The organism is Vibrio sp. 10N.222.54.A3, assembly GCF_041474095.1.
GTDB lineage: Bacteria > Pseudomonadota > Gammaproteobacteria > Enterobacterales > Vibrionaceae > Vibrio > Vibrio crassostreae_C.
Genome location: NZ_JBFRTN010000115.1, coordinates 1 through 26,201, shown reverse-complemented (window position 1 = coordinate 26,201; position 26,201 = coordinate 1). Strand labels below are relative to the sequence as shown.

General features: G+C 44.3%; 23 protein-coding genes and 1 pseudogene. 1 reads left to right on the top strand and 23 read right to left on the bottom strand.

Translation table 11 applies throughout. The features are described from left to right. Positions 1-115: 115 nt before the first annotated feature. The 8 genes and pseudogenes from AB4507_RS20360 to AB4507_RS20325 all read right to left on the bottom strand — a co-directional run bounded on the left by AB4507_RS20360 (position 116) and on the right by AB4507_RS20325 (position 9,894). Positions 116-1,687: a BCCT family transporter gene (locus tag AB4507_RS20360; protein ID WP_017060963.1), complete on the bottom strand. Its 1,572-nt coding sequence runs from the start codon at positions 1,685-1,687 to the stop codon at positions 116-118. Positions 1,688-1,958: 271 nt separating this feature from the next. Next, positions 1,959-3,557, bottom strand: a pseudogene (locus AB4507_RS20355) (BCCT family transporter). Positions 3,558-3,726: 169 nt separating this feature from the next. Further along, positions 3,727-4,365, bottom strand: a complete 639-nt coding sequence (locus AB4507_RS20350; RefSeq protein ID WP_017060961.1) for a response regulator transcription factor — start codon at positions 4,363-4,365, stop codon at positions 3,727-3,729. After that, positions 4,358-5,713, bottom strand: coding sequence for a cache domain-containing protein (locus AB4507_RS20345; protein ID WP_019821218.1), 1,356 nt, complete (start codon positions 5,711-5,713; stop codon positions 4,358-4,360). The genes AB4507_RS20350 and AB4507_RS20345 overlap by 8 nt, the downstream gene beginning before the upstream one ends. A gap of 104 nt (positions 5,714-5,817) precedes the next feature. Continuing rightward, positions 5,818-7,101 carry a TRAP transporter large permease subunit gene (locus AB4507_RS20340; protein ID WP_029235146.1) on the bottom strand — a complete coding sequence of 428 codons (1,284 nt, stop codon included), beginning with the start codon at positions 7,099-7,101 and terminating at the stop codon, positions 5,818-5,820. Between the two features lie 9 nt (positions 7,102-7,110). Beyond that, positions 7,111-7,656 (bottom strand): TRAP transporter small permease subunit, encoded by a 546-nt coding sequence (locus tag AB4507_RS20335; protein WP_017060958.1) that lies wholly within the window; start codon positions 7,654-7,656, stop codon positions 7,111-7,113. Positions 7,657-7,853: 197 nt separating this feature from the next. Beyond that, entirely contained in the window at positions 7,854-8,948 is a 1,095-nt protein-coding gene (locus AB4507_RS20330) for a TRAP transporter substrate-binding protein (RefSeq protein WP_017060957.1), read from the bottom strand. 553 nt (positions 8,949-9,501) lie between these two features. Beyond that, positions 9,502-9,894 (bottom strand): hypothetical protein, encoded by a 393-nt coding sequence (locus AB4507_RS20325; protein WP_017060956.1) that lies wholly within the window; start codon positions 9,892-9,894, stop codon positions 9,502-9,504. Positions 9,895-10,114: 220 nt separating this feature from the next. Here AB4507_RS20325 and AB4507_RS20320 point away from each other — a divergent pair, with 220 nt between their 5' ends. Further along, entirely contained in the window at positions 10,115-10,915 is an 801-nt protein-coding gene (locus AB4507_RS20320) for a DUF2982 domain-containing protein (RefSeq protein WP_372130291.1), read from the top strand. Positions 10,916-11,026: 111 nt separating this feature from the next. On the opposite strand, the gene AB4507_RS20315 is transcribed toward AB4507_RS20320, so the two are convergent. The 15 genes from AB4507_RS20315 to nrfB form a co-directional block, all read right to left on the bottom strand. Beyond that, entirely contained in the window at positions 11,027-11,680 is a 654-nt protein-coding gene (locus AB4507_RS20315; RefSeq protein WP_017060954.1) for an MBL fold metallo-hydrolase, read from the bottom strand. 205 nt (positions 11,681-11,885) lie between these two features. After that, complete coding sequence (locus AB4507_RS20310; protein ID WP_017060953.1) at positions 11,886-12,434, bottom strand: YcbK family protein; 549 nt, start codon at positions 12,432-12,434, stop codon at positions 11,886-11,888. 197 nt (positions 12,435-12,631) lie between these two features. Next, positions 12,632-14,170 (bottom strand): murein L,D-transpeptidase, encoded by a 1,539-nt coding sequence (locus tag AB4507_RS20305; protein WP_372132303.1) that lies wholly within the window; start codon positions 14,168-14,170, stop codon positions 12,632-12,634. Between the two features lie 80 nt (positions 14,171-14,250). After that, positions 14,251-15,339, bottom strand: a complete 1,089-nt coding sequence (locus AB4507_RS20300; protein ID WP_372132336.1) for a DUF1513 domain-containing protein — start codon at positions 15,337-15,339, stop codon at positions 14,251-14,253. After that, the gene (locus tag AB4507_RS20295) at positions 15,329-16,390 is read right to left on the bottom strand and encodes an imelysin family protein (RefSeq protein ID WP_372132306.1); all 1,062 of its coding nucleotides are present in this window, start codon (positions 16,388-16,390) and stop codon (positions 15,329-15,331) included. The genes AB4507_RS20300 and AB4507_RS20295 overlap by 11 nt, the downstream gene beginning before the upstream one ends. Before the next feature lie 159 nt (positions 16,391-16,549). Next, positions 16,550-17,938 carry a di-heme oxidoredictase family protein gene (locus AB4507_RS20290; RefSeq protein WP_372132308.1) on the bottom strand — a complete coding sequence of 463 codons (1,389 nt, stop codon included), beginning with the start codon at positions 17,936-17,938 and terminating at the stop codon, positions 16,550-16,552. A gap of 111 nt (positions 17,939-18,049) precedes the next feature. Then, the gene (locus AB4507_RS20285) at positions 18,050-19,309 is read right to left on the bottom strand and encodes an imelysin family protein (RefSeq protein ID WP_017063566.1); all 1,260 of its coding nucleotides are present in this window, start codon (positions 19,307-19,309) and stop codon (positions 18,050-18,052) included. A 176-nt stretch (positions 19,310-19,485) separates the two neighbouring features. Next, entirely contained in the window at positions 19,486-20,082 is a 597-nt protein-coding gene (gene ribA / locus AB4507_RS20280; protein ID WP_009848836.1) for a GTP cyclohydrolase II, read from the bottom strand. Positions 20,083-20,331: 249 nt separating this feature from the next. Continuing rightward, positions 20,332-20,508, bottom strand: coding sequence for a hypothetical protein (locus tag AB4507_RS20275; RefSeq protein ID WP_017063565.1), 177 nt, complete (start codon positions 20,506-20,508; stop codon positions 20,332-20,334). A gap of 89 nt (positions 20,509-20,597) precedes the next feature. Beyond that, on the bottom strand, positions 20,598-21,038 hold the full coding sequence (nrfF, locus tag AB4507_RS20270) for a heme lyase NrfEFG subunit NrfF (RefSeq protein WP_372132311.1): 441 nt from the start codon (positions 21,036-21,038) through the stop codon (positions 20,598-20,600). After that, positions 21,035-21,589, bottom strand: coding sequence for a DsbE family thiol:disulfide interchange protein (locus AB4507_RS20265; protein WP_017063563.1), 555 nt, complete (start codon positions 21,587-21,589; stop codon positions 21,035-21,037). Before AB4507_RS20265 ends, nrfF begins: the two co-directional genes overlap by 4 nt. Continuing rightward, positions 21,570-23,486, bottom strand: a complete 1,917-nt coding sequence (locus AB4507_RS20260; protein WP_372183216.1) for a heme lyase CcmF/NrfE family subunit — start codon at positions 23,484-23,486, stop codon at positions 21,570-21,572. The genes AB4507_RS20265 and AB4507_RS20260 overlap by 20 nt, the downstream gene beginning before the upstream one ends. Positions 23,487-23,610: 124 nt before the next feature. After that, a complete protein-coding gene (gene nrfD / locus AB4507_RS20255) occupies positions 23,611-24,585 on the bottom strand; it encodes a cytochrome c nitrite reductase subunit NrfD (RefSeq protein ID WP_048607198.1) in 975 nt (324 codons plus the stop codon). A 2-nt stretch (positions 24,586-24,587) separates the two neighbouring features. Continuing rightward, the gene (nrfC, locus tag AB4507_RS20250) at positions 24,588-25,274 is read right to left on the bottom strand and encodes a cytochrome c nitrite reductase Fe-S protein (protein ID WP_060982429.1); all 687 of its coding nucleotides are present in this window, start codon (positions 25,272-25,274) and stop codon (positions 24,588-24,590) included. A gap of 3 nt (positions 25,275-25,277) precedes the next feature. Continuing rightward, positions 25,278-25,862: a cytochrome c nitrite reductase pentaheme subunit gene (nrfB, locus tag AB4507_RS20245; protein WP_017101427.1), complete on the bottom strand. Its 585-nt coding sequence runs from the start codon at positions 25,860-25,862 to the stop codon at positions 25,278-25,280. Positions 25,863-26,201 lie beyond the last annotated feature (339 nt).

The following is a 26,201-nucleotide window of genomic DNA, read 5'->3' as shown; positions in this document are numbered from 1 at the left end:
CACATTTCAGGACGGGACAGAAGAAACAAAAAGGGCAGAAGAGTTTCCTCTTCTGCCTTCATATTATTTACCACTCTACTGCGTATAAATTGCAGTAGATTTCAGCTTACAAAGCCTAGCGTTTTTCTGTACGCATACCCATTAGCAAGCTCACACACATCAGTAATAGAATGATGGTGAATGGCAATGCTGTAGAGATTGCACCCGCTTGTAGAGCTTGTACTGCTTCAGTACCACCAACCCACAATAGAGCCACAGCAATCGCACCTTCTAGGAACGCCCAGAACACACGTTGAGGCACAGGCGTATCAACTTTACCACCCGCGGTGATGCTGTCGATTACTAGAGAGCCTGAGTCAGACGATGTAATGAAGAATACTAGAACCAATACAACCGCAATGATTGAAAGCAGAGTCCCGAACGGCAGTGCATCAAACATTTGGAACATTGCTAGTGATACATCTGTTAGGCCGTCTTGACCAAGAATACCAACGTTATTCACGATTTGGTCAATCGCCATGCCACCGAATACTGACATCCAAATGATAGTCACTGTAGTCGGTACAATCAGTACTGCTGTGATGAACTCACGAACGGTACGACCTTTAGAAACACGTGCGATAAACATACCTACGAATGGAGACCATGAGATCCACCAAGCCCAGTAGAATACAGTCCAACCGTGCATCCACGTTTCATCTTCACGACCGTGAGGGTTACTCAACGGAATGATGTTTTCAATGTATGCCATCAATGTCGTTGGGATAGAACCTAAAGTCACCGCGTAGCCGATTAGAGCCACTAAGATAAGCAGTAGGAAAGCCACCAACATGTTGATGTTACTGATAACTTTAACGCCACCATCAATACCACGAAGTACTGATACTACCGCCAATAAAGTCACCGCTGTAATCACAATAACTTGCAGACCTAAGCCCGCTTCAATGCCGAATACATGCTGAATACCACTTGCCGCTTGTTGTGCACCAAGACCTAACGATGTCGCCAGACCAAATAGCGTTGCAAGTACAGCAAGAATATCAACAATGTGACCTGCCCAGCCCCAAGCTCTATCACCTAAAATTGGGTAAAAGATAGAACGGATAGAAAGAGGCAATCCCTTGTTGTAAGAGAAAAACGCAAGTGACAGTGCTACTACGCCATAAATCGCCCAAGGGTGTAGACCCCAGTGATACATGGTTGCGCCCAATGCCAGTTTTGCAGCTTCTGGTGTGTTTGGTTCAACACCTAACGGAGTTTCAAACCAACCCGTGAAGTAAGCCGCTGGCTCTGCCACACTCCAGAACATCAAGCCGATACCCATACCTGCGGCAAACAGCATCGATAGCCAAGAGAAGAATGAGTAATCTGCCGTCGCATCAACACCACCAAGGCGGATTTTGCCGTACGGAGAAACAATCAAACCTAAGCAGAAAATTACGAAAATATTACCCGACCAGATGAAAAGCCAATCAAACGAATTGATAATCTGGCCTTTAACGCCATCTAGCGCAGCCTTTGCTGAAGCGGTATCTGTAATAAGAACACCGATCAGGAACAAAGCGATAAGTCCCGCACTAATACCAAATACTGGGTTATGAACATCAAAACCCCATTTTTGGACGTTATCTTGACCGACAGTGTAATCCGTACTGTCGATACTGTATTTATCTATACCTTTAGTCATCATCCCTCTCTACGGAATTCTATTAGGGTCTATTGACCTCGTATTCCTTACTTACCTGCGACTTAATTACAAACTCGAACCTACGATCCAAGTAGTACAAGCTGTTGTCACAATAATTCAAATACTTGGATGTCTGAAGTTTAGCAGGTTAACTTGTTGTTTTCAGTAAACTAGAATCGGTTCGATGGAATTTCAAACAATATTCACGTAATTACTCAAGTATATGACGAAAAAAAGGTCGACCCTGTCGACCTTTTTATCAAAAATACTTTTAACTCAAAGCATTTTGGTGCTTAACCAATTGATTTTCAGTTCGTAAACCTAGCAATAAGCTTAGGCACATAAGCAATAATATGAAGGCAAATGGTAGCGCCATCGATACCGTTCCAGCTTGCAGTGCTTGAATAGATTCCGTACCACCAACCCATAGTAGAACCGCTGCAATCGCGCCGCCCATCAACGCCCAAAATACACGTTGTGGAACCGGTGCATCCACTTTACCGCCAGAGGTAATGCTATCGATAACCAATGAGCCTGAATCAGAAGAGGTGATAAAGAACACCATAATCAAACCAATCGATACCACTGAAAGCACAGAGCTCATTGGCAGAGCATCGTAAGTATGGAAAAGAGAAAGTGTAATATCTTGCAGACCATTCACACTAATCTCGCCCACCTTGTTCGCCACTTGATCAATCGCGATGCCACCGAAAATAGCCATCCAGATGATGATTACTGTCGTTGGGATGAACAATACAGCAACGATGAATTCACGAATCGTTCGACCTTTAGAGATACGAGCGATGAACATGCCTACGAATGGTGACCAAGACATCCACCACGCCCAGTAGAATACCGTCCAACCTTGCATCCACGTTTCGTCATCACGACCGTGAGGATTGCTTAAGGGAATGAAGTTTTCAATGTAGCCCATTAGCGCGGTTGGGATTGCTTTAATACCCGCCATGCCACCTGCAATCGTAACAAAGATCAGCAAGCCTAAAGCCACCAGCATATTCACGTTACTTAGCACTTATACGCCGCCGTTGATGCCACGAACCACGGACATTGTCGCTAAGAAAGTAACCACAGCGATAACAATCAGCTGCATGCCAATACCGCCATCGGTACCAAATACATGGTTAATACCACTGGTCGCTTGTTGAGCACCTAAGCCCAATGAAGTTGCAAGGCCAAATAGCGTTGCAAGCACAGCGACGATATCAACAATATGACCAAACCAACCCCAAGTTCTATCACCCAAGATAGGGTAGAAAATAGAGCGGATTGATAGAGGTAAACCTTTATTGAAGGTGAAGAAGGCAAGCGCTAGAGCAACAACCGCGTAAATCGCCCAACCGTGCAGACCCCAGTTGTAGATGGTTGCACCAAGAGCCAACTTCGCCGCTTCAGGAGAGTAAGCTTCAACACCTAGTGGTGTTTCATACCAGCCAGTGAAATAAGCTACTGGCTCAGCAACACCCCAGAACATTAAGCCAATACCCATTCCTGCGGCGAATAACATCGACATCCAAGATAGGTTTGAGTGCTCTGCTTTGGCATCATTGCCACCAATACGTATCTTGCCATACGGGGAGACAATGAGGGCAAAACAGAAAATTACGAAGATGTTTGCTGCCCACATGAAGAAACCATCGAAGTTACCAATGACTTTCCATTTGATTCCATCAAGCGCCGCTTTTGCGGTTTCAGGGTCTGCGACTAGAAGTGCCAACAGGAAGATAATGATCGCCCCTGCACTGATTCCAAATACTGGGTTATGAACATCAAAACCCCATTTCTGAACGTTATCTTGTCCTACTGTATAATCGGTATTTTCAATACTATACCTATCTTTTACAGGCTCCATGCTTCCTCTCTAATTTGCAGCGCACAGTTTGCAACATTGCATTCGGCGCTTAAATTTCGAAAAGAAGAATATCAACCTGTCGCAAAAATACTAAAAAAACCTCCATAAAGGAGGCGTAAATTACACATTTAGTAATTAAATTACACATTTAACGTTATTTAGCGTAAGATCAGTCCACAAGCCCGGAGCTGACCGCATATTTAGCAAGCTCTGCCGTAGAGTGAATATCGAGCTTATGCTTAATATTTTGCCTATGGGTTTCTACCGTTCGATAGCTGATATTCAGCGCCTTTGCGACCTCTTTACTGCTCTCCCCTTTTGCGACTAATTTCAGCACAGCCTCTTCACGTCTACTCAATGGATTCTTGACCGATGGCGTCGGAGTAATCGGCTGAGTAAACAAATTCTGCGTGACTTTTTCACAGAAATAGGTCGAGCCTTGATTGACCGTTTTGATTGCCTGCACCATTTTTTCAGCCGAAATCTCTTTCAACATGTAGCCGACAGCCCCCGACTGCATCACCTTCATGATGTATTCACGGTTGTTATGCATGGTCAGCATCAGGACCTTGGCTTCTGGGTCTTCTTCTTTAATCAGATGGGTGGCATCAATGCCATTCATGATAGGCATGCTGATATCCATCAACACCACATCAGGGCGCAGAGACTTAACGACCTCTACCGCTTCTAGTCCATTGCTGGCGGTACCTATCACGCTAATATCTGGCTCGAGTTCCAATCTCGCCATAAAGCCATCCAGTACCACTTGGTGATCGTCAGCAATCACAACTCGAATAACTTCACTCATTCATTAATCCCTCTAGTGTCAGTAACACTGTAATTTCCGTTCCGAGGCCAATCTCACTCATCAATTCAAAGTCACCACCGATGAACTCCACTCGCTCTCTCATGTTACGCAGCCCGATCCCTCGTTTTTCCATCGCTTTATAGGTGTTGAAACCGACACCGTTATCTTGAATCAGTAGTTGCAACACATTACCAATTTGCTGAGCGATAACCGTTACTTTGGTCGCTTGCGCGTGTTTCTCGATATTATTCAGCGACTCTTGCACCACTCGATACAAGGTTGTCGCAGCCTCAGATTTCAACTTACCCTGTTGAGTGCTAAACAAGGTTTCTACTTCAATACCCGAATGCGCCTGAAAATCTAACAACAATGAAGACAATGCCGCCTCTAAACCAATATCATCCAACGAACTTGGACGAAGTTGATGCGAGATGTGCCTCACTTCTTCGATTGCTCGCATCAGTGAATGCTGCGACTTATTCAAATGTGCTTTAAGGTCTTCATTTTGTAGCTTATTACCGAGCAGTTCCAAATGGCAACGACTCGACACTAATAATTGGTTAATACCATCATGCAACTCACGCGCTAGATGCTTCTTCTCGTCTTCTTGGAACATCACCGTCTTATGCGCCAGCTCCTTTAAGTTGTTATCAGCAATCCGATGTTCATGCATGTTAATAGCCAAGGTCAGCACGATGATGACCGCGACCGTTACGCTCAAAATCACCACAATCGAAAAGAACGTGGTTTCAATATTCTTATTTATCGCAGCCTGCATCGAAGCCACTTCTTGGTGTACGTCTTCAATATACAAGCCGGTGCCAATCATCCAGTCCCAACGCTCTAACCAAGCGGCGTAGCTCAGCTTAGACACCACCTCACCCGTCGACGGTTTTTGCCACAAATACTGGTGAAACCCGCCTCCGGTTTGCGCTTCTCTTAACAGAGCCTCTATCAGAAAATCGCCATCTTCATCTTGCAGTTGGAGTAGGTTTTGGCCTATCAATTCTGGCTGAATTGGATGAACCAAGTTGGTCCCGTGGCGATCGTATGCGAAGAAGTACCCATCAGAGCCATATCTAAGTTTAGACAATATGGTTCGAACTTTTTTTTTGGCTTGGGCTTCTTGGATATTTGGATCGTTATAGACGTGTTCTATGGCGTCGAACGCGAGATCAACCGTGTCTTTGAGGGCGTTTTCACGCGACTTGATTAGGCTGTCTCTAAAGATCTCGACTTCTTTAGCGCCTAACGTCTTAGTCTGGTGCAGCGAGATCCAACTAATACTCGCCGTTACCAGCAGCAACGGGAGCAACGTCAGCAAAATCAGCTTGGCTTTTAGAGGCATTCCTTTCCCTCACAAAAAACGGCTTACTGAACATCAATAAGCCGTTTTACTTTAGCAATTTATAGATAGCCGTCGAAACATATCATTCACATTCTTGGCTTCACTCACATTCCATAGAAAGATGGGAAAGCGAGAAGTGATCCAAGTACGAGGATTTGAATCAGAATGAACGGCATCACACCTCGGTAGATGTCCTTAGTCGTCACGCCTTTCGGTGCTACGCCTTTTAAATAGAACAAACTAAAACCAAATGGCGGCGTTAAGAAGGAAGTTTGTAGGTTCATCGCAATAAGGATAGCGAACCATGTCATGTTGATGCCCATCAGTTCAGCAACTGGCGCAATGATCGGCACGATGATGAAACAGATCTCTACGAAGTCGATGAAGAAACCCAGAATCAGAATCACCAGCATGGTAATGATCAGGAAGCCCCATTTTTCACCTGGCAGTTGTAGCATCCACTCTTCAACCAGATAGTCGCCACCAGTGTAGGTAAACGCCATTGAGAATGCCGTTGCACCCAACAAGATAGCAAATACCATCGCCGTTACTTTCACCGTCTCTTTCGACGCCTCGTACACCATCGACCAACTAAATTGACCGTAAAGCAGTGCAAGTATCATCGCACCCGCGCCACCTAATGCGGCTGACTCTGTTGGCGTAGCAACACCTGCGAAGATAGAGCCCAGTACAACAATGATTAACGCTAGAGGCGGAAGAATCGCTTTCAGTGCATTAAACACTTCCTGCTTACGGCTGATGGAGTCATCACGTTCAATAGGTTGAGCCGCTTCAGGGTGTAGCTTTGCGTATATCAAGATATAAACGATGTACGCGCCGACCAGCATCACGCCTGGCCAAATCGCCGCTTGGAACAAGTCGCCTACAGGAACACCTAGAACATCACCCAATAGAATCAATACGATGGAGGGTGGAATGATCTGCCCTAGCGTACCAGACGCACAAATAGTGCCGCAGGCTAAGCCTTTGTCGTAATTGTACTTGAGCATTACAGGTAGGGAGATAAGTCCCATAGCAACAACAGAAGCACCAACCACGCCAGTAGAAGCCGCAAGTAGTGAACCTACTAATACGGTTGAAATCGCGATACCACCACGAACGCCGCCAAACAGTCGCCCCATAGACTCAAGCAACTGCTCAGCAAGCTTGGTCTTTTGTAGAACGAGCCCCATAAAAACAAACAATGGAACGGCCATCAGAACCGTGTTTTCCATAATGGATTGAATTCGATATGGCATGAAGGCAAACATTTCAATGCCCTCAGCCCAAACACCAAAGATTAACGCGATACCACCAAAGGTAAACGCCACTGGGAAGCCAAGTAAAAGCGCAAACAAGGCTACGAAAAACATTACTATTCCAATCATGTTCAGCCTCTACTTGTTTTTTGTATGAATATTGTTTGCATGGATAAGATGCGGATTAAAAATCTTATTCAGTGAATGCAGGATCAAACCTACGCCACTAAGTGCCATCAAAAAGAATGACAGCGGGATCATAGCTTTGATGATCCAGCGATACGGCAGGCCACCGGGATCGCCTGAGGTTTCACCCAGTTCATAACTCTCTTTGGCAACATCGATACCAAACCAAGCCACCAGCAGGCAAAACGGAAGTAGAAAGATAAGCGTGCCAAGCAGGTCAATAATCGCTTGTGCTTTAAAGCTCAGTTGCTCATAGAACACGTCAACTCGAACATGGCCACCAGCCTTGATGGCATAAGGAACACCGAGTAGGAAAACGGCGGAGAAAAGGTGCCATTCCATCTCTTGGAAGGCGATAGAGACATCGTTGAAGGCATATCTCATGACAACGTCATACACGACGTTGGCGATAAGTAAAATAAACAACATACTGGAAAGCCATCCCAGTGCGTCACCGATACGATTAAACAGGCGTTCAATATAAATTAGACTTCGCATTCCCGACTCCATGGAATTTGAAAAGACATCGCGCAGCTGAGGTAACGAGCTGTAGGACGTAGAAAAGGTTCTTGAGCGTAATACAGGATTTATCCTGCTTAGTTATTATGTTTTAAATGAACCCTCGGCTTATTCACTCTTAAATACTCAATAAGAAAAGCTTCGGGTTCATTTAGATTCAGTTCAACAACTGTCGATTATTTCGCTTGGCTATTTAGATAAGCTCTATGTGAAATATCCGTCCATGAACGTACTTGCTCTAGGTAGCTTGCTTGTGAAGCTTGAATCTCTTTTGCTAGCTCATCTTTCTCAGCATGTGCAGCCAGTAGGCGATCGTTCGCTTCTTTCAGAGCAGACATAACCTCTGGTGGGAAATCTTTCACTTGTACATCTGGGTATTCTGTCTTCATTGAAACCCAGTTCTTACCACTTTCGTGCGTTGCTTGTGTGTACATGTCGTAAGCCGCAGTACGCATTGCAACACGTAAGATTTCTTGTAGGTCTTCAGGCAGCTTGTTCCATGTACGCTTGTTCACTAGGAATTGAAGCTCTGAACCCGGCTCGTGCCAACCTGTGTAGTAGTAAGGCGCGATTTTGTGGAAGCCCATTCGTAAATCCAGCGATGGACCTACCCACTCTAGTGCATCAATCGTGCGACGCTCTAGAGACGTGTAAAGTTCACCTGGGGCAATGTTCGTCGGTTTAGCACCTAGCTCAGCAAGAATCTCGCCTGCAAAGCCCGGGATTCGCATTTTCAGACCTTGTAGATCTTCAACGCTGTTGATCTCTTTTTGAAACCAACCCCCCATCTGGATATCCGTGTTACCACCAGGGAAAGACATCAAGTTATGTGGAGAGTAAACCTGCTCCATTAACTCCATACCACCACCGTGATAGAACCACGCGTATTGTTCTGCAGGCGTCATACCGAAAGGCATAGAAGTGAAGTAAAGAGTGTTTGGAACTTTACCTTTCCAGTAGTAAGAGCCTGAGTGACCCATGTCGTATTGACCAGACTTAACCATGTCAAAAACGCCAAGAGGTGCTTTGTGTTTGTTTGCTGAATCGATTCTGATTTGCAGTCGACCATTCGACATCTTCTCAGCCATCGCCGCCATGTTTTTGGTTGCATCACCGAAAACTGGGAAGTTTGGTCCCCAAGTTTCCGCAAGTTTTAAACGGTAAACCTTATCAGCGGCTGTAGCACCAGTAGCGACCAAAGCTAAACAAGCCGCAGCAGTTACTGCAACGTTTTTAAAAACTCGTGTGAGGGAGTTAGAAATGAGACTCATGTTCACGTCCTTTGTTGGGTTAACACTCTTTCTATGAGCATTTTTTATGATTCAACATAAGAGTGCACCGTGATGAGGCAACAAGATATCAGGGAGAGCACGCACGCATGGCGTTAACAAAGTTACGTATTAGACCAAAGGATTAAGTAGAACTACGTAGGAGATGATTGAATAGTGTCGATTTCAAAGGAGTTTGGATATTCACCAAGGCAATGCGTATTGATAAATACCTAAGTATTAATAATTAAATACTCTTAACAATTGATTGCCATTTCGTGATGAAGCTCTATTCATTGCTGTATTTTAGGGGAAAAAATCAAGGCTTTGCTCTCTTGATCTACCTAGCTAACGCCCTAATTTAGTGCTTGCTGATTCGAAGCTCTGACACGAGACAACACTAATCAGTTAAGCCGTATATCGAATTGGAATTGAGATTATAGAGCCTAGGTTTAGGCTTGGATTTGGGCTCGGACTTGGCATAATGTGCCAGATACAAAAAAGCCTCGAAAATCGAGGCTTAAAAACTTAACGAAGCGAATGTAATCCCACAGGATTAGATAGCTTTGTAGATAACCTTGTTACCTGCTAGCTGCTCTTTCGCTACTAGGTTTTCTTCAAGAAGTTTTTTCAATGCGCCTGTTGCCCATGAAGCTGCTTTCGCGTCTTCTTGACCAGCTTCTAGGCCGATACCTTTAGGGTTAATGCCTTCAGCATTGCTAACAACGATGTCTAGAACTTGTTGTTGCTTAGGAGTCAGTGCTACTGCAACTTCTTTAGTTGCTGCTACTGCTTTCTCTACCGCTGGTTTTGCTGCTACAGTTTTTTCTGCTACAACTTTCTCTGCGACAGGCTTCGCTTTTTTCGGCGTTGCCACTGCTTTAACTACAGCCGCTTTAGTGCGTTTCTGCAGTTTAGCCTGCACCTTACGCTTATGAGCAAGTCTCATTGAATATTTCTCCAGTTCACTGCTCTTTTCGCAGTGGTGAAAATTTGAAGCGCGATTTATACCAAAAAACAGGAGCTATTTGTAGAGTGAAGCGTCGAAAGTCGACGAAAAATACCGATATTGTCTACTAGCGTCTATTATTTAAACATCGACTTATCAATTCAGGGTCATATACACTGGTTATCCATCCAGACAAAAATATGAAAACTTGGTGTTGCCTATGGACACTCGTCACCTTAGTAATTTCTCTTTGCCTTCATTCACTCGCTCGTACCGTATCCTCGCCGTTATTTTAGGCTTCATTTGCTTGATCGTTGCGCTCTACAGTGACAATCCAAAGTTACTGATCGTGGGTGCTTTTTGCAGTATTGCGCTTCTGGGAACTGGCTACTATTTGATGCTGCGCAGCCGAGTGATGTTCACACTTACCCCGACTCATTTTCAGCAGCACTTTTACAAAGGGGGTTGGGTTTTAAAATGGAGTAACATCCAAAAAATTGGTCTTTGCACTTATGAACAAGATGGTTGGCATCAACCTCTGCCCTGGGTCGGAATTAAAGTAAAAGATTACTCGCCCTACCTCGATTCGATTTGCCCTAAAATAACTTGTGAATTATTGCTCAGCCAACGAGCACTTTTGTACTTAGGAGCGAAGCAAGCAGGCAAAGAGTCCAACTTTGAGGATATGGTTCTCGACTCATCGCATTACTACGCGCGTTGTACTGAAAGTGGCTGTATCGAACTAAGCCAATATAAAGAGTCACAGAATACCGACGACGTTAATTTCAACGATAACCAATCACAAGACAACCTTGATTCACCGAATGAAACAAACAATCAAAACGCGGTGATTAAAGACTATTCTGGCTTACAGGCGATGCTTGCCAACAGAATGAAGTATCAAAGGGGTTTCCACGGTTATGACATTTTCATATCAACCCATGATTTGAATATGAGTGGAGAAGAGTTTGTGGGGCTGGCTCGACGCTACTTGGCTGCCGCTGAACGTCTTTCTGATTAAGGTTTACCAGTAAGTTCACACACAATAAAAAAGCTTAGCTTTCAGGACAAAAGCTAAGCTTCATTTTCAATCAATCGACACAAATAATCGGTTGTAAAATCAAAGATTTAATTAGTACAGAGGCATTTCATCTGCGACGAACGGGTTTGATGCACGCTCGCGACCGAATGTCGATTCAGGACCATGGCCCGGAACGAATGTTACGTCACTGCCTAGTGGCCAAAGCTTAGTCTTGATTGAAGCGATAAGCGTATTGAAGTCACCTTGTGGGAAGTCAGTACGGCCAATTGCGCCGTTAAACAACACATCACCCACAAACGCTAAACGAGCTTGCTCACTGAACAGTACAACGTGACCTGGCGTGTGGCCCGGCGTGTGAATCACATCAATCACTTGATTACCAAAAGTGACTTTGTCGCCCTCTTCTAACCAAGTGTTTGGTTCAAAAGCTTTACACAGTGGGAAACCAAACATCTGACTTTGATTCTCTAGACCTTGTAGCCAGAAGTTGTCTGCCTTATGCGGGCCCACAATTTCAACCTTCAAGATCTCAGCAAGTGGTACCGTACCGCCAACATGATCTAAGTGACCGTGCGTCAGTACCAAGTTCACAACCTTAACACCGAGTTCTTCAATGATAGCCGCGAGTTGTTGAACATCACCGCCCGGATCGACAACGATGCCTTCCATGGTTTCATCACACCACACAATCGAGCAGTTCTGAGAAAAAGAGGTAACAGGTACAACTTGATACTTAAGAGACATATACAAACCTTAAAGAGCGAATCTGGTGAACAACTCGAATATCGCTATGTTATTGGCAACAAACCCAACAATAACAAACTAAACAGCAACAAACTGAGCAGCAATAAACCGAATTATTAGAACAAACTGAAATTTGGGCAAACTATGACATTGGATGTCTACTTTGACAAGTGCCTACCGTATCACTCAATAACTCAGCTTAGCTCTACCAGCTGCGAACTGGACCAGTATCAATGTGGATGAAGTTACTACGAGCGTAATAACCAACACCACCTGCTTGCAGACTTTTAGCTACGTCTCTCAGTTCCTTTAAATCAACACCATCGATACGAAAATCGATCGCTTTACCAAGCATGTGATAGCTCTTTTTAGCGACACCACTCGACTTAGAGCGCAACGCTTCGTTGGTTGCTGGAGAGCGGTAGCCAGAGATGATTTGAACTTCTTTTTGAATACCCAGTACATTTTGAATCTGAGTGATCTGATCAAACAGGTTCTTATCCATTGGATGAATCTCATTGCGGCGGAAGTCACGGCACAGTTTGCTAAGGCGTGCCATCTCGTCACCAACATAGTTAGTGCCATCGAAATAACAAGTCTCTAATCGTTCACCAGTGTGAAGATTGTTCATGCTAATCGTTCTTGGTTGATCCGGGTATGAAGCGAAAGCGATAGAAGGAGTAAGAGAGGCGACTACAGCAGTACCACCAGCGTAAGTCAGAAACTGACGGCGTGAAAATAAACTTTGAGACATACAGCAAAAAACCAATTAGATCGAACGAAAAATGCACGATACATAATGGAATTTGCTGCGTCAACGTACAAAAACCGTGCAAAACGTTAGTATTTGTAACCTTTGCACGGTTAGTTATTGATACTCATTATAATTTTATCAATAGAAGCTTGGTTGTCATTTTTCAGTCAAGATCACCTTTCTTGACCATATTTCAATCAACCGCCCTCTTTATCATATTGGTAGATATCACCGCGGTATTGTATGCCTCCTTCTTCAAACAACACGGTTTGATAAATGATATGCACTGGAATTCGCTTCTTGAGACGAACCTTAGTATTGGGCGCAAGTTCATCATCCTGATTCGGCACTTTCTTTACCTTAGTCGCAAATAACAACTCCGCGAGTTCCTCGGCATGCTCAACACGAATACAACCAGAGCTATAGGCGCGGAAGTCATCGTTAAACAAGCTTTTACTTGGGGTGTCATGGAGATAGATGGCTCGCTTGTTGGGCGTATTGAACTTATACAAACCCAATGCGTTACTAGAGCCTGCTTGCTGGCGCATTCGATAAGGAAAAGAGCTAAAGTTAATCGTTTGCCAATCTATCTCGGTAGTATCGACAGTTTCCATCGAACGCCAACCATCGATCACTTGAAAATTGTGTGTTTCAAGATAACTCTCGTCGGCTTTTACTTTAGGCAAGATATCTTTAACCATGATTTTCCATGGCACGTTCCAAGTCGGATTTAAGATAACCGAATCAAGCTTTATCTCTAAGAGTGGTGTTTTTCTCGATTTTCTCCCAACCACAACTTTAGATTCAAAAACCTCTTCCCCATCTTCCCAATACTTCATATCAAAACTAGGTACATTCACCACAATCAGTGAGTCTCTATTTCTTGGCCATAAGCGGGCACGCTCGGCGTTCAATGCTAGGGAAGTAAGTCGATCATCAAAGCCCATATTGATCCATTTGATCGTGTCTGGCCCGATGATCCCATCATCCGTAAGACCGTGCATGCGTTGGAAAGATTTAATCGCCTTTTGCAGATCTCGATCGAACTTGGGAAAATCGACCGCGATCATCGAGGTATCAACACCAACCAAAGCAATGCGCTCAACAAGAACCGTCTTGTCTGAAAGCTCGTCACCCAAGCGCTTCAAACCTTTCTGTCTATATCGTTCAATATTGAGTTCAGAGGCGGTTTCTAACACCGAATAGGTTGCTTTGAATTGGTCAAAATCCCCAACAGGCGGCGCGTAAGACAACACCATCTCCAATAAGTAATCATTGGCAACGCTGCTTTTTAAGCTCATCAGAATATGCGGAGAAGGCGCAGGTAATTTGGAATGCAACTTGCCCGAGAAGTACCAATCTTTACCGGCAAGCGGCGCATTTTCAACGTAGCTCAGGTAGTAGATAAAAGTATCGGTGAGTAATATGTCCAACTCTTGCCATTGAGCATGGGATTGATAGTGACGAATTTGCTTGAGTTGTCGATCGAAGAGTGGTGCCATTTGAGCTTGTTCGAGAAGCGACAATTGAAATTCAAACGCCTTAACAAGTTCAGGTGAATCCCAAAGAATAGGCAGAGACGAGTCTTGATAAATACTCTGGGTAAGCTCTGGATAAATCAGCATAAAAGAGAGCTCCGAATCAGCCGGAATAAATCGGCTCTCGTCAGAACTCGTATAGCTCCATGCGTGCACAGAAACTAGAACTAATAATCCACAGAAGTATTTTGCGAACATGCTTAACTCCATCACCAACCATCTCATAAGTATGGCAAAGAAATCGGAGTAAGCATGTTATTTTTAAGAGGCTTTATAAATCAGATTGAACTCCAATGGTTATCCCACTGGACCGATGATTGTTGAGTTGATTTCTCATAAGGCTTGCTCTGGCTTACCACACTTCCCGCCCCAGAGCTTAATCGAAACTCACCATCAAGCAGCACAGCGCCAGAAGCATCAGATAATGCAGAGAGTTCTACTAACTCTTTGGTTTCTTTAGACCAAATACCGTAGCAGTTGCCTCTTGGCGAAGTCGCAATAATCCAATCATCTGACGCCGCAATACTGGCGATATAGTGATTGAACCTTGCCCATTGCTCTGGCTCTGCGTTCAGTGATTCAAACTTTCCGCCTTTAGTATGCATCGCCAATAGCGAAGGATACTCATCTGGTTCACCACGATATTGCTGGCCACAAAGCACGGATTCAGCACCATCATGGGCTAAGTGTCGAATGCTCAACTTCTTATCCAACAATTCAACCTGATCAAGTAACACACCTTCAGGAGAAACATAACTCAAGCTCGGCTGCATCGAATCGAGGTTTTTCGGTGTTCTACCATCAGTATGAACGCCACCAACGCCGATCGCGAGATTACCATCCGGCATGATGATCACTTCATGAGGCCCAATACCAAAACCGCTGAACTCTTCGACCTTACGATAGCCTTGCGCGACATCGTAAACGCCAATCACACCTTGGCTGCTGTCCGTTTTCCCTTCAGTGGCATACAGTAAGTTGCCATCTAATGAGTAAACGCCATGACCATAGAAGTGACGGTTGTTACCTTTGACGACCATTTTGATCTGCTGACCGTTTTTATAGTCAAACACCATAAAATAGTCACCAGGACGACGAGCAAAAACCACCGCATGCGATGAGGTTGGGCAAATCGCGACGCCATGGCCACGATTGGGGATGGGAAGTTGGCTCAGTGGCATGCCAAATTCGTCAGCCACAACTGCAGAATATTGACCACGACCATTAAGCGCACAACCAATCAGTTGGGGATCGTTCGACGCACTCGCCTCATCCTTTCGACTCGCACAGCCAAATGGAAGTAATGGAACAGTTGCACAACCCAGTGCAGCCTTGAGTAACGTTCTTCGCGTAATATCAGTCACCATCGGTAGCATTGAATCCTATTACCACGCCAAGCTCTATCGCTACTTCTTCATGAATCAGGTACTTCAAACGTTCTAGTTTGTTGTATTGAGTCAGCACATCTCGGTAGCCTTCTTTGCTCTGTAGGAGAGTAAACAAGCTAGAATCTGTCGGCCAAGTATCTAACGTTAACGTGAACTGGGCTGCAACACGATCGGCAAGGTCATTTAAGCCCTTCTCTCTCAATAAACCATCAAGACCACTACCATCTGCTAAGTACAATTTCTCTAGCGCCGCTACGTTCGCTTTCAGCTGAGTCATTGAGGTTTGAGCGCGCCATGATTCTGAGAAGTAAGGACGCGGATGACCAATTTTCGCCATCGGGCGACTCAGCTTTTTCATGCTGTAATCAAGTTGGTTGGTCAATAAAGCGATGTATTCAGACTCCCAACGAGTCTCGTCTAGCGCTAACCAAGGGTTAACCTGCCATGCCTCAGCAATAGAGGCCGATTTCATTGCCAAGTTTTGTGCGATCGCTTGTGAAGATAGACAACCAGACGCTTTGTCTTGCAGTAATGGAGATTGCTCGTCGTACAGAGACCACTCCAAGGCGCCAAGCCCTTGAACAGTCACACTCTGCTGTGCGATTTCATCTTGTGACCAAGCTTTATCTTGCTGAGTCAGTTGACGCATTTTTAGACCTGTGGTGTTCTTTTTGTCTGGCCAAAACTGAACATTCCAGCTCTGTTCCAATGCCGCTGTTGGGCCTCTTTCTTGTCCTTGCAGTGCCATCCAGCTGTTCATGGTGAGCTGCCACTGATTTTCCAACGCATCCAGCTCAATATTGTTGGTTTCACAGTAACCCTGCATCAAGACTTCCAGCTCACCGGCTTGCTTAGCGAATAGCACGGCTGAATCAAACTCTTGTTGATACACGCTACGGCTGATATGAGCAGTCGTGTCTGCTTGATAAGAGACACCGTTAACCTCAGATGAAGCCGTTTGCTCACCCGATGACTGGCAGCCTGCCATGATTAATACCGACAAGGGCATTAACAAAAATTTATGTGCCATGCTGTTACCTTACTTCCTAGTTTTTCTTTTAATTATATGAGTTCAATAAATATGAAACGACCGCTGGCCTCGTATCCCTACAAGTTCAGCGGTAGTCAGTCTTTTGTTAGCGGTTTTCTTAAGTAACTAAGCCGTTGGCTTAACTGAATTCAAGACAGCCTATAATGAGTCCAAAAACGCTAGTAGTGCTTCGCGTTCACTGCTACTCAAAGCTAATACTTTTTGTTTTGCCATTTCTGCTTCACCACCATGCCAAAGTACCGCTTCCATAACGTTTCTTGCGCGACCGTCATGAAGTAAGAACGTATGACCGTTCACTTCTTTGGTATAACCTAATCCCCAAAGTGGTGTGGTACGCCACTCTTGACCATTGGCAAGATACTCAGGGCGATTGTCGGCTAAGCCTTCTCCCATATCGTGCAGTAACATATCGGTATATGGGCTGATTAGCTGTTTAGACAACGCAGGTAAGCCTTCACGTTCTGCTGTGCGAATTTCAGCTTGGTGGCAACTTTGGCAACCAATAGCTTTAAACAGTTTTTTACCTTGAACAACCGCAGGCTTATCAACGTTGCGACGAATTGGAACCGCCAAATGCTGCGAATAGAACTCAACAAAATCTAGGATATTATCGCTGACTTCAGGTTCACCACCATTTGGAAAATCATCACAGGTTGATTGAGCTGATGTGCAGTTTTCGTTCGGGAACAAACTGCTTGTTAAGCCCAAATCGCCGTTAAATGCTGCAGCATTTTGTTGCATTAGGTTTGGCTGTCCGGCTTTCCAACCAAATCGACCCAACGCCATTTCGTTAGTTTGAACATCAAGAACATAATTGGCTTTGCCTGTTACGCCTTGGCTGTCCGCAGCTTGTTGCTTCGCGAAGCCAAGAATCGTTTCTTGTGGGATGCTCTCAAGCAGACCAAGACCAATCATTGGCGGCGCCACTCGAGCTGAAAACTCGGTCTTAGGATGCATCTCGCCGAAAGCAAGTTCAGTAATATTTAAAGTGGGTTTACGCAGAGTAACGACGGTGCCGTCTTTGAATTCAACAGGAACATCCGTGTAGCTAATGTTCACTTTGCCCTCTGGTTTTACACCTTGAAGCGCAAAATCTTGTAGCTGACCGCCGTACGTCGGCTCTGGAATTCCACCATCTCGAATGAAGGCTTGTCGCTGCTCAGGCGTTTCAGCCGGAATGCTTAAACGAACCAACATGGATACTGCGTTCTCATCTCCTTCTTCTGGCGCGTGACCACGACCATCTTTGATGTGGCAGTTTTGACAGCCGTTAGTATTAAATAGTGGTCCTAACCCATCACGAGCATCGGTTGATGACGGTGCAGGAACCCAAGGGTTTCTAAAGAAGCTATTACCTACGCTGAAATCCAAGCGCTTACTCATTGGTAGATTGGCTGCGGGAAGGGAAAAAGCGTTCGCTCCTTCTTTCTTCACGGTCGTTTTGCCGCCAGAGTAGGTTTCATGAGCGTGTAATGGAGATACGAAAAACAGTGCGGTTAATAGTGAGGCTGAGAGATACGACTTCATACATTGCCTTGCTGTGTTTTTGATTTTAGTTTTTATGTGGGTGTGGCTTTCTTGAGGATCAAACAATTAAGGGCTCAATCAGAGCCCTTACATTTGTGTCGGCTCGGGTTCTTAGAACTCGTGATCCGCTGTGTCTGGGTTTAGGCTATCAATGCCAATCACACCCGCAGCACGCTCAATAGCCGCTGTTTGAGACACTAGCGCAACAATTGTTTTGTTTACTAGTGCATTACCCGCAGCGTTGTCAGCAGCGATTAGCTGATCGAAGTGCTGGTTGTTTTTCTCTGCAGACGTTACTAATTCGCCTACTTGTGCACGTGCTAGGTCAAACTGCTTTTGAATCTCTTTCGCAGCTTGCTCATCTTTTTGCTCTACTAGGTCGAACAGGCTTGGGCCGGAAAGCAGAGTACCGTCTTCACGCTTGTATAGACCCGTGTAAACGTTGTAGATGCCTTGCTCGTTGTAGTAGTGAGAGTTGTGCGTGTTATCAGAGAAGCAGTCGTGCTCATCTTCAGTAGAGTTAGCTTCTAAAGCCACCTTCATACGCTCACCAGCAAGCTCACCAAGAGACAGTGAACCCATGCCGAATAACATTTTACGTAGGCCGTTTTCGCTAGATTCAGAAAGCAGTTCTTGACGGTAGTTGCCTTTCTCGCCTTCAGCCCACTGCTTTTCCATCCATTCTAGGTCTTGGATAAGTAGCTCAGCAGATGCTTTTAGGTATGCGCCACGACGGTCACAGTTGCCGTTAGTACACTCAGCGCCAACAACGAAATCAGTGTAAGCACGCTCACCTGCACCGCTGTTTGTACCGTTTAAATCTTGGCCCCAAAGTAGGAATTCAATTGCGTGGTAGCCAGACGCTACGTTCGCTTCAGAACCACCGATCTCGTTCAAGTCTGCGATTAGCTCAGGGGTGATGTTGGTTGCATCAACGGTAGTCTGACCAATTTGGAAAGTCTTGTTAGCCACGATGTTTGCGCTAGCGCCTTCGTTACCAAGTTCATATTGGTAATCAGTCGAAACATAATCAATCAGGCCTTCATCAAGTGGCCATGCGTTCAGTTGGCCTTCCCAATCATCAACAACAGCGTTGCCGAAGCGGAAAACTTCTGACTGTTGGTATGGTACGCGAGACTCAAGCCAAGCTTGTTTTACTTGTTCGAAGTTGCCAGCAGAAGGAGAAGCTAAGAAGGTATCAATAGAAGAGTTCAACGCTTTAGCTGTAATTACTGAATCTGCAAACACTGCATGCGCAATATCTGCGTAATGTTCTACAACTTGATCTTGAGTTACTGCTGCGAAAGAAGAAGCAGAGGCAAAAATGAGTGACGAAGTTACGGCTTTTGTCACTAAAGATTTAATGGTCATGAAGCATCCTTGTTGAGCTTTAAATTATTATTCGTAGTAATAGTGCAAACCATTATCATTTGCACTACGGATTCAAATAATACAAACTTACAATTTTATTGCAAGATAAATACAAAAAAACCTCACATATGTGAGGTCTTTAAACATTTTTATGTTAAGCGTAACAAAGAGGCTAATCAGATATCCAGATTATGCTTACCGTGTGAGACTTTTGCCTTCAGGTAGCTTTCATTACCCGATTTGATATGAGCAGAGGTATTCACCACTTCTTCAATCTCAATACCAAAAGATTTTAGCTCATTGATCTTCTTAGGGTTGTTGGTGACTAAGCGGATTTTTGTAGTACCTAAGGCGCGTAGCATTTCAGCAGCTTCAGTAAAATCGCGAAGGTCATCGCCAAAACCTAGGTGGTTGTTGGCTTCATAGGTGTTCATGCCTTCGCTTTGCAGACGGTACGCATCGATTTTGTTGTACAAGCCAATACCACGACCTTCTTGGCGTAAGTAAAGAATCACCCCACCCGTCTCACCCATAATTCTAATGGTTTCGTCTAACTGCTCGCCACAGTCACAGCGAGAAGAATGGAAAACATCACCAGTCAGGCACTCAGAGTGCATACGAACAAGAGGTATGTCTTGTGTCTTGTCTGCTGATTTAAATATCACAGCAACATGCTCTTTATCTGTTTTCAATCCATGAAAAGACAGAAGTTCAGCATCTATACTGCTTGTTACCCCTACTTTGAAATCTATTCTGGCACGCACTTCCGCCATAGCTATACTCACTTGAAAATTCGATGTATTTAACAACACTACATTATATGTCTAGGCAATATTTTGTAGCTAACTATCTAATGATAGACACTATGAGGCTGTTAACAATTTTTTTCAAGGTCGACCTCGTACAAATTGTTATAATATAACAATTATTTTTCACATAAGAAAAAACCCCACATTGGGATGACCAACATGGGGTTATAAATTAATCAGTTGCGGCTAAGACTACGATTTTTTACAGAACGATCAACTTACTTGAGTTTGCTTCCAGATGACAAGCTGAACCCAAGCGTTCTCTAATTCGGTTAACTCTTCTTGAGTAAGCGTAGAAATGCTCGACTTTGCACTGTATTTTTCTGCCCATTTATCAGATCGGACATGAGTATGGAACTCTTTCTTTAAATTTGAGATTACGTTATCCACAGATACATCCTTATATAGCAGTGCTTAGCCTTTATAATCAGTCAATGTTACAAAATACAGGTCAATTGGTAAACAGTAATACACAATTTTTATGAGCTCTTCCTAACACTTTTTACTGATAAATATATAAATAAGAGAAATGATAGGCTCGGTAGCAACCAAAGTAATAGATTTGAAACCTTCATCGCCGGCTTATAAAGTACAAATTCACCAAATCTTTCCGTCATATATCGAGTAATCTCATTATTACTCTTCCCTGCTTTCACCATATTGAACACAACAAGGCGTAAGTCTTTTGCTATTGGTGAGTTGGATTCAATCAGATTTTGGTTTTGACATTGTGGGCAGCGTAACGTTTTCGCCAAGCTAATAGCACGTTGCTGTTGTTCTGGGTTTTCAAACTCAAACAGTTCAACTTGAATACTCGTCTCTTTATTACTGGCAGTAAACAGATCTTCAGCCATGGTTGAAAGGCTAATCACTAAAAGAGCTGACAGCATAAACAAGGTTTGTACTAGAGACTTCATCATCCATTCACACCATCAAAATACATCGCAAGTTCATCTTTCCATACCATTTCATTAATCACGCCCAATAGCTTTTTAATGATCTGGCCATTAGCATCAACCAAATACGTTTCAGGTGTGCCGATTACGCCCAACTCTAATGCTAACTTGCCTTGAGGGTCACTGATCACGGTTGAGTACGGGTTGCCATCGTTCGATAACACGTTAATCGCAGCCCCAGAGTTATCTCGATAATTAAGCCCAACGATGGGAATGCCTTTATCGTGAAGTTGAAGCAAAAATGAATGTTCGGTTTTACATATCCCGCACCAAGATGCCCATACATTAACCAGTTGATAAGGGTGCTGCGTGACATCAGTAAGCGTAATTTTCTGCTGACCATTGACGCCTTCACTATTCACTAACGCAGTCGATGTAAATTCTGGAAATGCCCTTTGTTGTTCAGACACAATGGTCGACTGCTGCTTATTATCAAGCGCAAAGACAAATCCCAGCACCACAATCAATGCTAAGGCAATTAGAGTAATTAGCTTGTTACGAACGCTGGTATGCATACTGTGACGCCTTAACGGTTTTCTTTTTACGATGAGTCAATGAGAGCAAAGCGCCGATAATGGAGAACAGCCCACCAAACCAGATCCAGCGCGCATACGCCTTATACTGAACACGAAATGCGTAAGCGGTGGAATCGACTTTCTCGCCCATGGTGATATAAACATCGCCATGCCAGAACCACTTCATTGCAGGCTCACTCATGTTCATAACACGAACTTGGTAGTGTCTTCTTTCTGGCGCGATGGAAAAGCTTTGCTCGCTAGCATCTAATTCGAGTATCGCTTTTTCTGCAGTAAAGTTGGAGGCGACATAGAGCTCGGTATCACGATGAGAGAGCGTCCAACCCATAAACTCAACCTCTTCACCTGGGCTCAATTTGTAACTTCGCTCAAATGAATGGTAACTGTTCATCGCGGCACCTATCGCTAACACTGAAACCCCAACATGGGCAAAGGTCATCACCCAGACTTTACGTTGAAACTTGGAACTGCGCGTTACTGCCAAGCCATACACATGAGTGAGTAAAACCCAAAATGCGAGTGACCATGTCATCAGCACCATCACTTGGACCTTCTCTACTTGCAAAGCGTAACAGACAAACCCGAGGCAAATAGATGCTAGAGCGATCAACGTAATAACGCCTTTCGATGCTTGAGGCTTAATACTCAGCAATGGGGCAAGGCCGACGACAGCCAACGCAAGCAAAGCCAAAGGTGCAATCAAGAGATTAAAGTAAGGTGCACCGACCGAGATATTTCCCAGTCCAAGCAGTTCAAATACCATGGGATAAAACGTGCCGAACACTACGACAGCAGTCGCGAGAACAAAAATAACCACCGCAACTAAGCTCAAAAAGCTTTTGCTCGCAAAGCTAGTGATTGGATTCGACTCGAAAGATTCACCACGAACAATAAGAAGAGAAAACGAACTCACTAACACCAAAACCAGTATCAGCAACAGCGCGATACCTTTGGTTGGGTCAACAGCAAAAGCATGAACGGAAGTGAGGACGCCAGATCGAACAATAAAAGTACCGAGGATACTTAAACAAAACGTAATGAAAGCAAGGCTAAGTGACCACTTCAGCAACTGTTGCTTGCCTTTAGCAACACCCAAACTGTGCAATAGAGCGGTTGATGTTAGCCAAGGTAATAGGCTGGCATTTTCTACCGGGTCCCAGAACCACCAACCACCCCACCCTAACTCGTAGTATGCCCACCAAGAACCAAGAATGATCCCTGCGGTTAAAAAGATCCAAGCGACCAAACAACAACTGCGACAATGAGCGACCCAATCGAACTCAATCGGATCCACCAGCAAAGCGGCCACAGCAAATGCCAAGACCACAGAGAAACCAACATAACCCAAATACAACAGAGGCGGATGGAATATCAAACCAACGTCTTGCAGCATTGGGTTAAGGTCACGCCCTTCAAGTGGCAAGGTCGAATTCAGTTCAAATGGGTTCGAAGCAAATAAGGTAAACCATGCAAATATCGCGAGTAACACATTCATCACCCACAATACGCGGCTCTGATACTCAGAAGAATATTGCTTTTGTAGGGCAATCACACCCGACCAACAGCTAATGGTTAAGACCCAAAATAGCAATGAGCCTTCATGTCCAGCCCACACAGCGGCCATTTTGAAGAAGGTGGGTAATTGAGTATTGGAGTGTTCTGCAACATAGAGGATGGAAAAGTCGTCACCTACAAAGGCATAGCCAAGTAAAACGATAGCGCCAATGGAAAACAAAGCGCTAGAGAGGGAGAAACTGCGAATTAAAGCCACATTTTGTGCTTGTTTAGTTAGCATTTGATACATCGAATACACAGCGATAATGCTGCTGAGAACAGCGACCAAAATTAAACTAAACAGCCCCAAAGAACCGACCATATCACCTCAATCAGGCTCCGCTTGAGCAGAGCCAAGTTAAACAATTGTTCGCTTATACTGTTCCAATAAACAGGAACCAAGTAAGCAGATGACCAGTATCCAACATCTGCTTACTTGAGCAAAATTAAGCTATCGTTAACTGCCCTGCGTAAAGGACAAAAGTTCGCAGCATTAATACACCCATTAGGCTTAGCGAAGTCACTGAAAAAATATACACCGAGCTATGGCGGATTGAGGTTGGTGTCACTGCATTCAGCAACAACGGTAAAACCATGCCGACACCGATGACGCCGTACCAGAACCAACTCGCCCAGAAACCACTGCCAATTGCGTTCCATACTGCTTGCTCACTTTGACCACCAGCGAAGATAAGCCCAGTAAAGAAAGTAATAAGAACAAACAACTCAAACATCACGACCGGACGTTCGAATCCGTGGATCCATGAAATACTCGGGCTATGAGGTGATTCCTTAAAGACCAACACACCAAATAAAATACACGCCGCCGCTCCTGAGGATAAGCTCGAGAATAAGAACAAAATCGGCAACACTGGGTTATTCAATAGTGGGAAAGTATTCAAAGCTGACAACAAGAATCCGGTATAAGCGGCAAGCATCAGAGCAAGAACAGCTAAGAAGATTTCCAAAGCATTCTCAAACACTTCCAATTTGCCAATCCAGTTACCTACGAAATCGAGTCGCCCTTTTAACCAAGCTTGGTCATTCAAGAACACGACAATTTGATCTCGGAATATAATGCCGATCCAAAGGAATAGGATCACCATATACACTTGGAATAAGATCACACCCATCGACATCACAGACGTTGGGTTATAGAAGATCATGATCTTCCAAAAGGATAACGGTTTTGTCAGGTGGAAAACCAAAATAAGCAGACCTGAAATGATCCCAAATGGCGCGAGAAAAGCCGTGGCCTTTAACACCCCATTATGAGCAGGATCGCCTTCAATGACCTTACGTTTTAGATAAATGGAGATCATTACGGCACCTGCCGACATCCCCGCGAGAAATAGATAGATTGCTATAATCCAGTCCCATACCACAGTACCAGACTGAAAAGCTGTGTCCCATGCACTCATAATCAAATCTCCCCTTTTTGGTGTGGCACTTTGTAGAGTTTTGGCTGAGTGCCTAGATAAGCTTTATCCCTGTAAACCACCTCAGATTTAAGCACCTGGTTTATCTCACTCTTAGGGTCATTTAGATCGCCAAATACTAGCGCCTTGGTCGGGCAAGATTCGACACAAGCAGGCAGCTTCCCTTGTGCAAGATTGGTATCACGACAGAAGTTACATTTATCAGCCGATTTGTTCTCAGGGTGGAAGAAGCGCACTTGATACGGGCACGCTAACAAACAGTAACCACAACCGACACACTTCTCTTTATGCACATCAACGATGCCAGTTTTTTCATCTTTGTAGGCCGCCCCTGTTGGGCAAACCATCACGCAGGGTGCATTATCACAATGTTGGCAAGAGTTACGAGTAAAACGGTAATCAACATTTGGATATTCGCCTTGGGGTTCGCTCTTAATAATTTCTAAGCGCGACACGCCTTCAGGCACTTTGTTTACTTCACGACATGCTTCTGTACAAGCGGTGCAACCAATACACGCGGTCTCGTCATGAATCATTCCATAACGTTTAGCCCCGTCCTCTTGAACATTGGCTAGCGTTTTACGGCTTGTTACCGCCGCCGTTCCCGCAACACCTGTAGTAAAAATAACGGCACCAGCGCCAGCTAAAAAGTTTCTTCTTGAGCAGCTCATAGATTACTCCTCTTCTTTCTTCTGGTTGAAGTCTGAATGGCAATCCACACACAGCTTGATGGTTTGCTTTTTATCTAAGCCCAGCACCTTTGCTTCAGTCGCATGAACATCATGACAGTTTGAACACGTTAAATTTTGCGCGTGAACATCGTGGGTCCAACTCGCTTCGCGCAGATCATCCGGTTTGTGACAATCTATACATTGGCTATTGGCATCTAAAATTAAGCTAGGGTCTAGGAAAACCTTCTCGGTTCCCGGTTGTGATTGAGCCGCGCGATACTTCACCACTTCAGGTGCACCTTCACGGTGATCGGGGCTAATAGAACTATGACAGTCGGTACAATTTACTTCACGACCAAGTAAAGCGTGTGCACTTTCACCATGTGAACCCAATACCGTTTCTTTTGAATCTTTATGGCATTGAACACACTTGTAGTCTTTGTCACGTATTAATTCGACTTCATGTCTTGTTGATTCTCCTACTGGCGTAACAGCAGGCTCAGCAACAGCATGAATGGAATAACCATAGAGGCAGAATGCTAGAAGGGATTTAAGCATTATGACTATGGCCAATTTAATATTGCCCATTTTATCCTTTCCTTATACCGGCATTATTTAACTCTCAACTAAATAATATTCCGGTTAAACAAAAGTACCCTTAAACGATATTATTACCGCTTAAATGATATCAATTCTTATTTTGGATAAGCCACAACGCTTTCTATAGTTAGAATATACCTCTAATTGGGTAATACGAAATTTGAATGGGTTAATCTGTGAACGCAATCACCCTATTTATATCATGGTCAATCTAGGTAATTGATTGTTATATATTATAATAATTATCAATTGAACTTTAATATCCCTACCCAGCAATACCCCTTTAGGGTTATATAAACTTCAACGTGATTGAAGTCACTACCATTA

What these genes read in the sequence shown, in the direction of transcription:
- AB4507_RS20345 (WP_019821218.1), bottom strand. Translation starts at nt 5,713, where the DNA reads ATGCCTCTAAAAGCCAAGCTGATTTTGCTGACGTTGCTCCCGTTGCTG.
- AB4507_RS20340 (WP_029235146.1), bottom strand. Translation starts at nt 7,101, where the DNA reads ATGATTGGAATAGTAATGTTTTTCGTAGCCTTGTTTGCGCTTTTACTT.
- AB4507_RS20320 (WP_372130291.1), top strand. Translation starts at nt 10,115, where the DNA reads ATGGACACTCGTCACCTTAGTAATTTCTCTTTGCCTTCATTCACTCGC.
- AB4507_RS20295 (WP_372132306.1), bottom strand. Translation starts at nt 16,390, where the DNA reads ATGGCACATAAATTTTTGTTAATGCCCTTGTCGGTATTAATCATGGCA.
- ribA (WP_009848836.1), bottom strand. Translation starts at nt 20,082, where the DNA reads ATGGCGGAAGTGCGTGCCAGAATAGATTTCAAAGTAGGGGTAACAAGC.
- AB4507_RS20290 (WP_372132308.1), bottom strand. Translation starts at nt 17,938, where the DNA reads ATGAAGTCGTATCTCTCAGCCTCACTATTAACCGCACTGTTTTTCGTA.
- AB4507_RS20305 (WP_372132303.1), bottom strand. Translation starts at nt 14,170, where the DNA reads ATGTTCGCAAAATACTTCTGTGGATTATTAGTTCTAGTTTCTGTGCAC.
- AB4507_RS20325 (WP_017060956.1), bottom strand. Translation starts at nt 9,894, where the DNA reads ATGAGACTTGCTCATAAGCGTAAGGTGCAGGCTAAACTGCAGAAACGC.
- AB4507_RS20360 (WP_017060963.1), bottom strand. Translation starts at nt 1,687, where the DNA reads ATGACTAAAGGTATAGATAAATACAGTATCGACAGTACGGATTACACT.
- AB4507_RS20300 (WP_372132336.1), bottom strand. Translation starts at nt 15,339, where the DNA reads ATGGTGACTGATATTACGCGAAGAACGTTACTCAAGGCTGCACTGGGT.
- AB4507_RS20310 (WP_017060953.1), bottom strand. Translation starts at nt 12,434, where the DNA reads ATGTCTCAAAGTTTATTTTCACGCCGTCAGTTTCTGACTTACGCTGGT.
- AB4507_RS20335 (WP_017060958.1), bottom strand. Translation starts at nt 7,656, where the DNA reads ATGCGAAGTCTAATTTATATTGAACGCCTGTTTAATCGTATCGGTGAC.
- AB4507_RS20260 (WP_372183216.1), bottom strand. Translation starts at nt 23,486, where the DNA reads ATGGTCGGTTCTTTGGGGCTGTTTAGTTTAATTTTGGTCGCTGTTCTC.
- AB4507_RS20265 (WP_017063563.1), bottom strand. Translation starts at nt 21,589, where the DNA reads ATGCATACCAGCGTTCGTAACAAGCTAATTACTCTAATTGCCTTAGCA.
- AB4507_RS20330 (WP_017060957.1), bottom strand. Translation starts at nt 8,948, where the DNA reads ATGAGTCTCATTTCTAACTCCCTCACACGAGTTTTTAAAAACGTTGCA.
- AB4507_RS20350 (WP_017060961.1), bottom strand. Translation starts at nt 4,365, where the DNA reads ATGAGTGAAGTTATTCGAGTTGTGATTGCTGACGATCACCAAGTGGTA.
- nrfB (WP_017101427.1), bottom strand. Translation starts at nt 25,862, where the DNA reads ATGGGCAATATTAAATTGGCCATAGTCATAATGCTTAAATCCCTTCTA.
- nrfD (WP_048607198.1), bottom strand. Translation starts at nt 24,585, where the DNA reads ATGAGTGCATGGGACACAGCTTTTCAGTCTGGTACTGTGGTATGGGAC.
- AB4507_RS20285 (WP_017063566.1), bottom strand. Translation starts at nt 19,309, where the DNA reads ATGACCATTAAATCTTTAGTGACAAAAGCCGTAACTTCGTCACTCATT.
- nrfC (WP_060982429.1), bottom strand. Translation starts at nt 25,274, where the DNA reads ATGAGCTGCTCAAGAAGAAACTTTTTAGCTGGCGCTGGTGCCGTTATT.
- nrfF (WP_372132311.1), bottom strand. Translation starts at nt 21,038, where the DNA reads ATGATGAAGTCTCTAGTACAAACCTTGTTTATGCTGTCAGCTCTTTTA.
- AB4507_RS20315 (WP_017060954.1), bottom strand. Translation starts at nt 11,680, where the DNA reads ATGTCTCTTAAGTATCAAGTTGTACCTGTTACCTCTTTTTCTCAGAAC.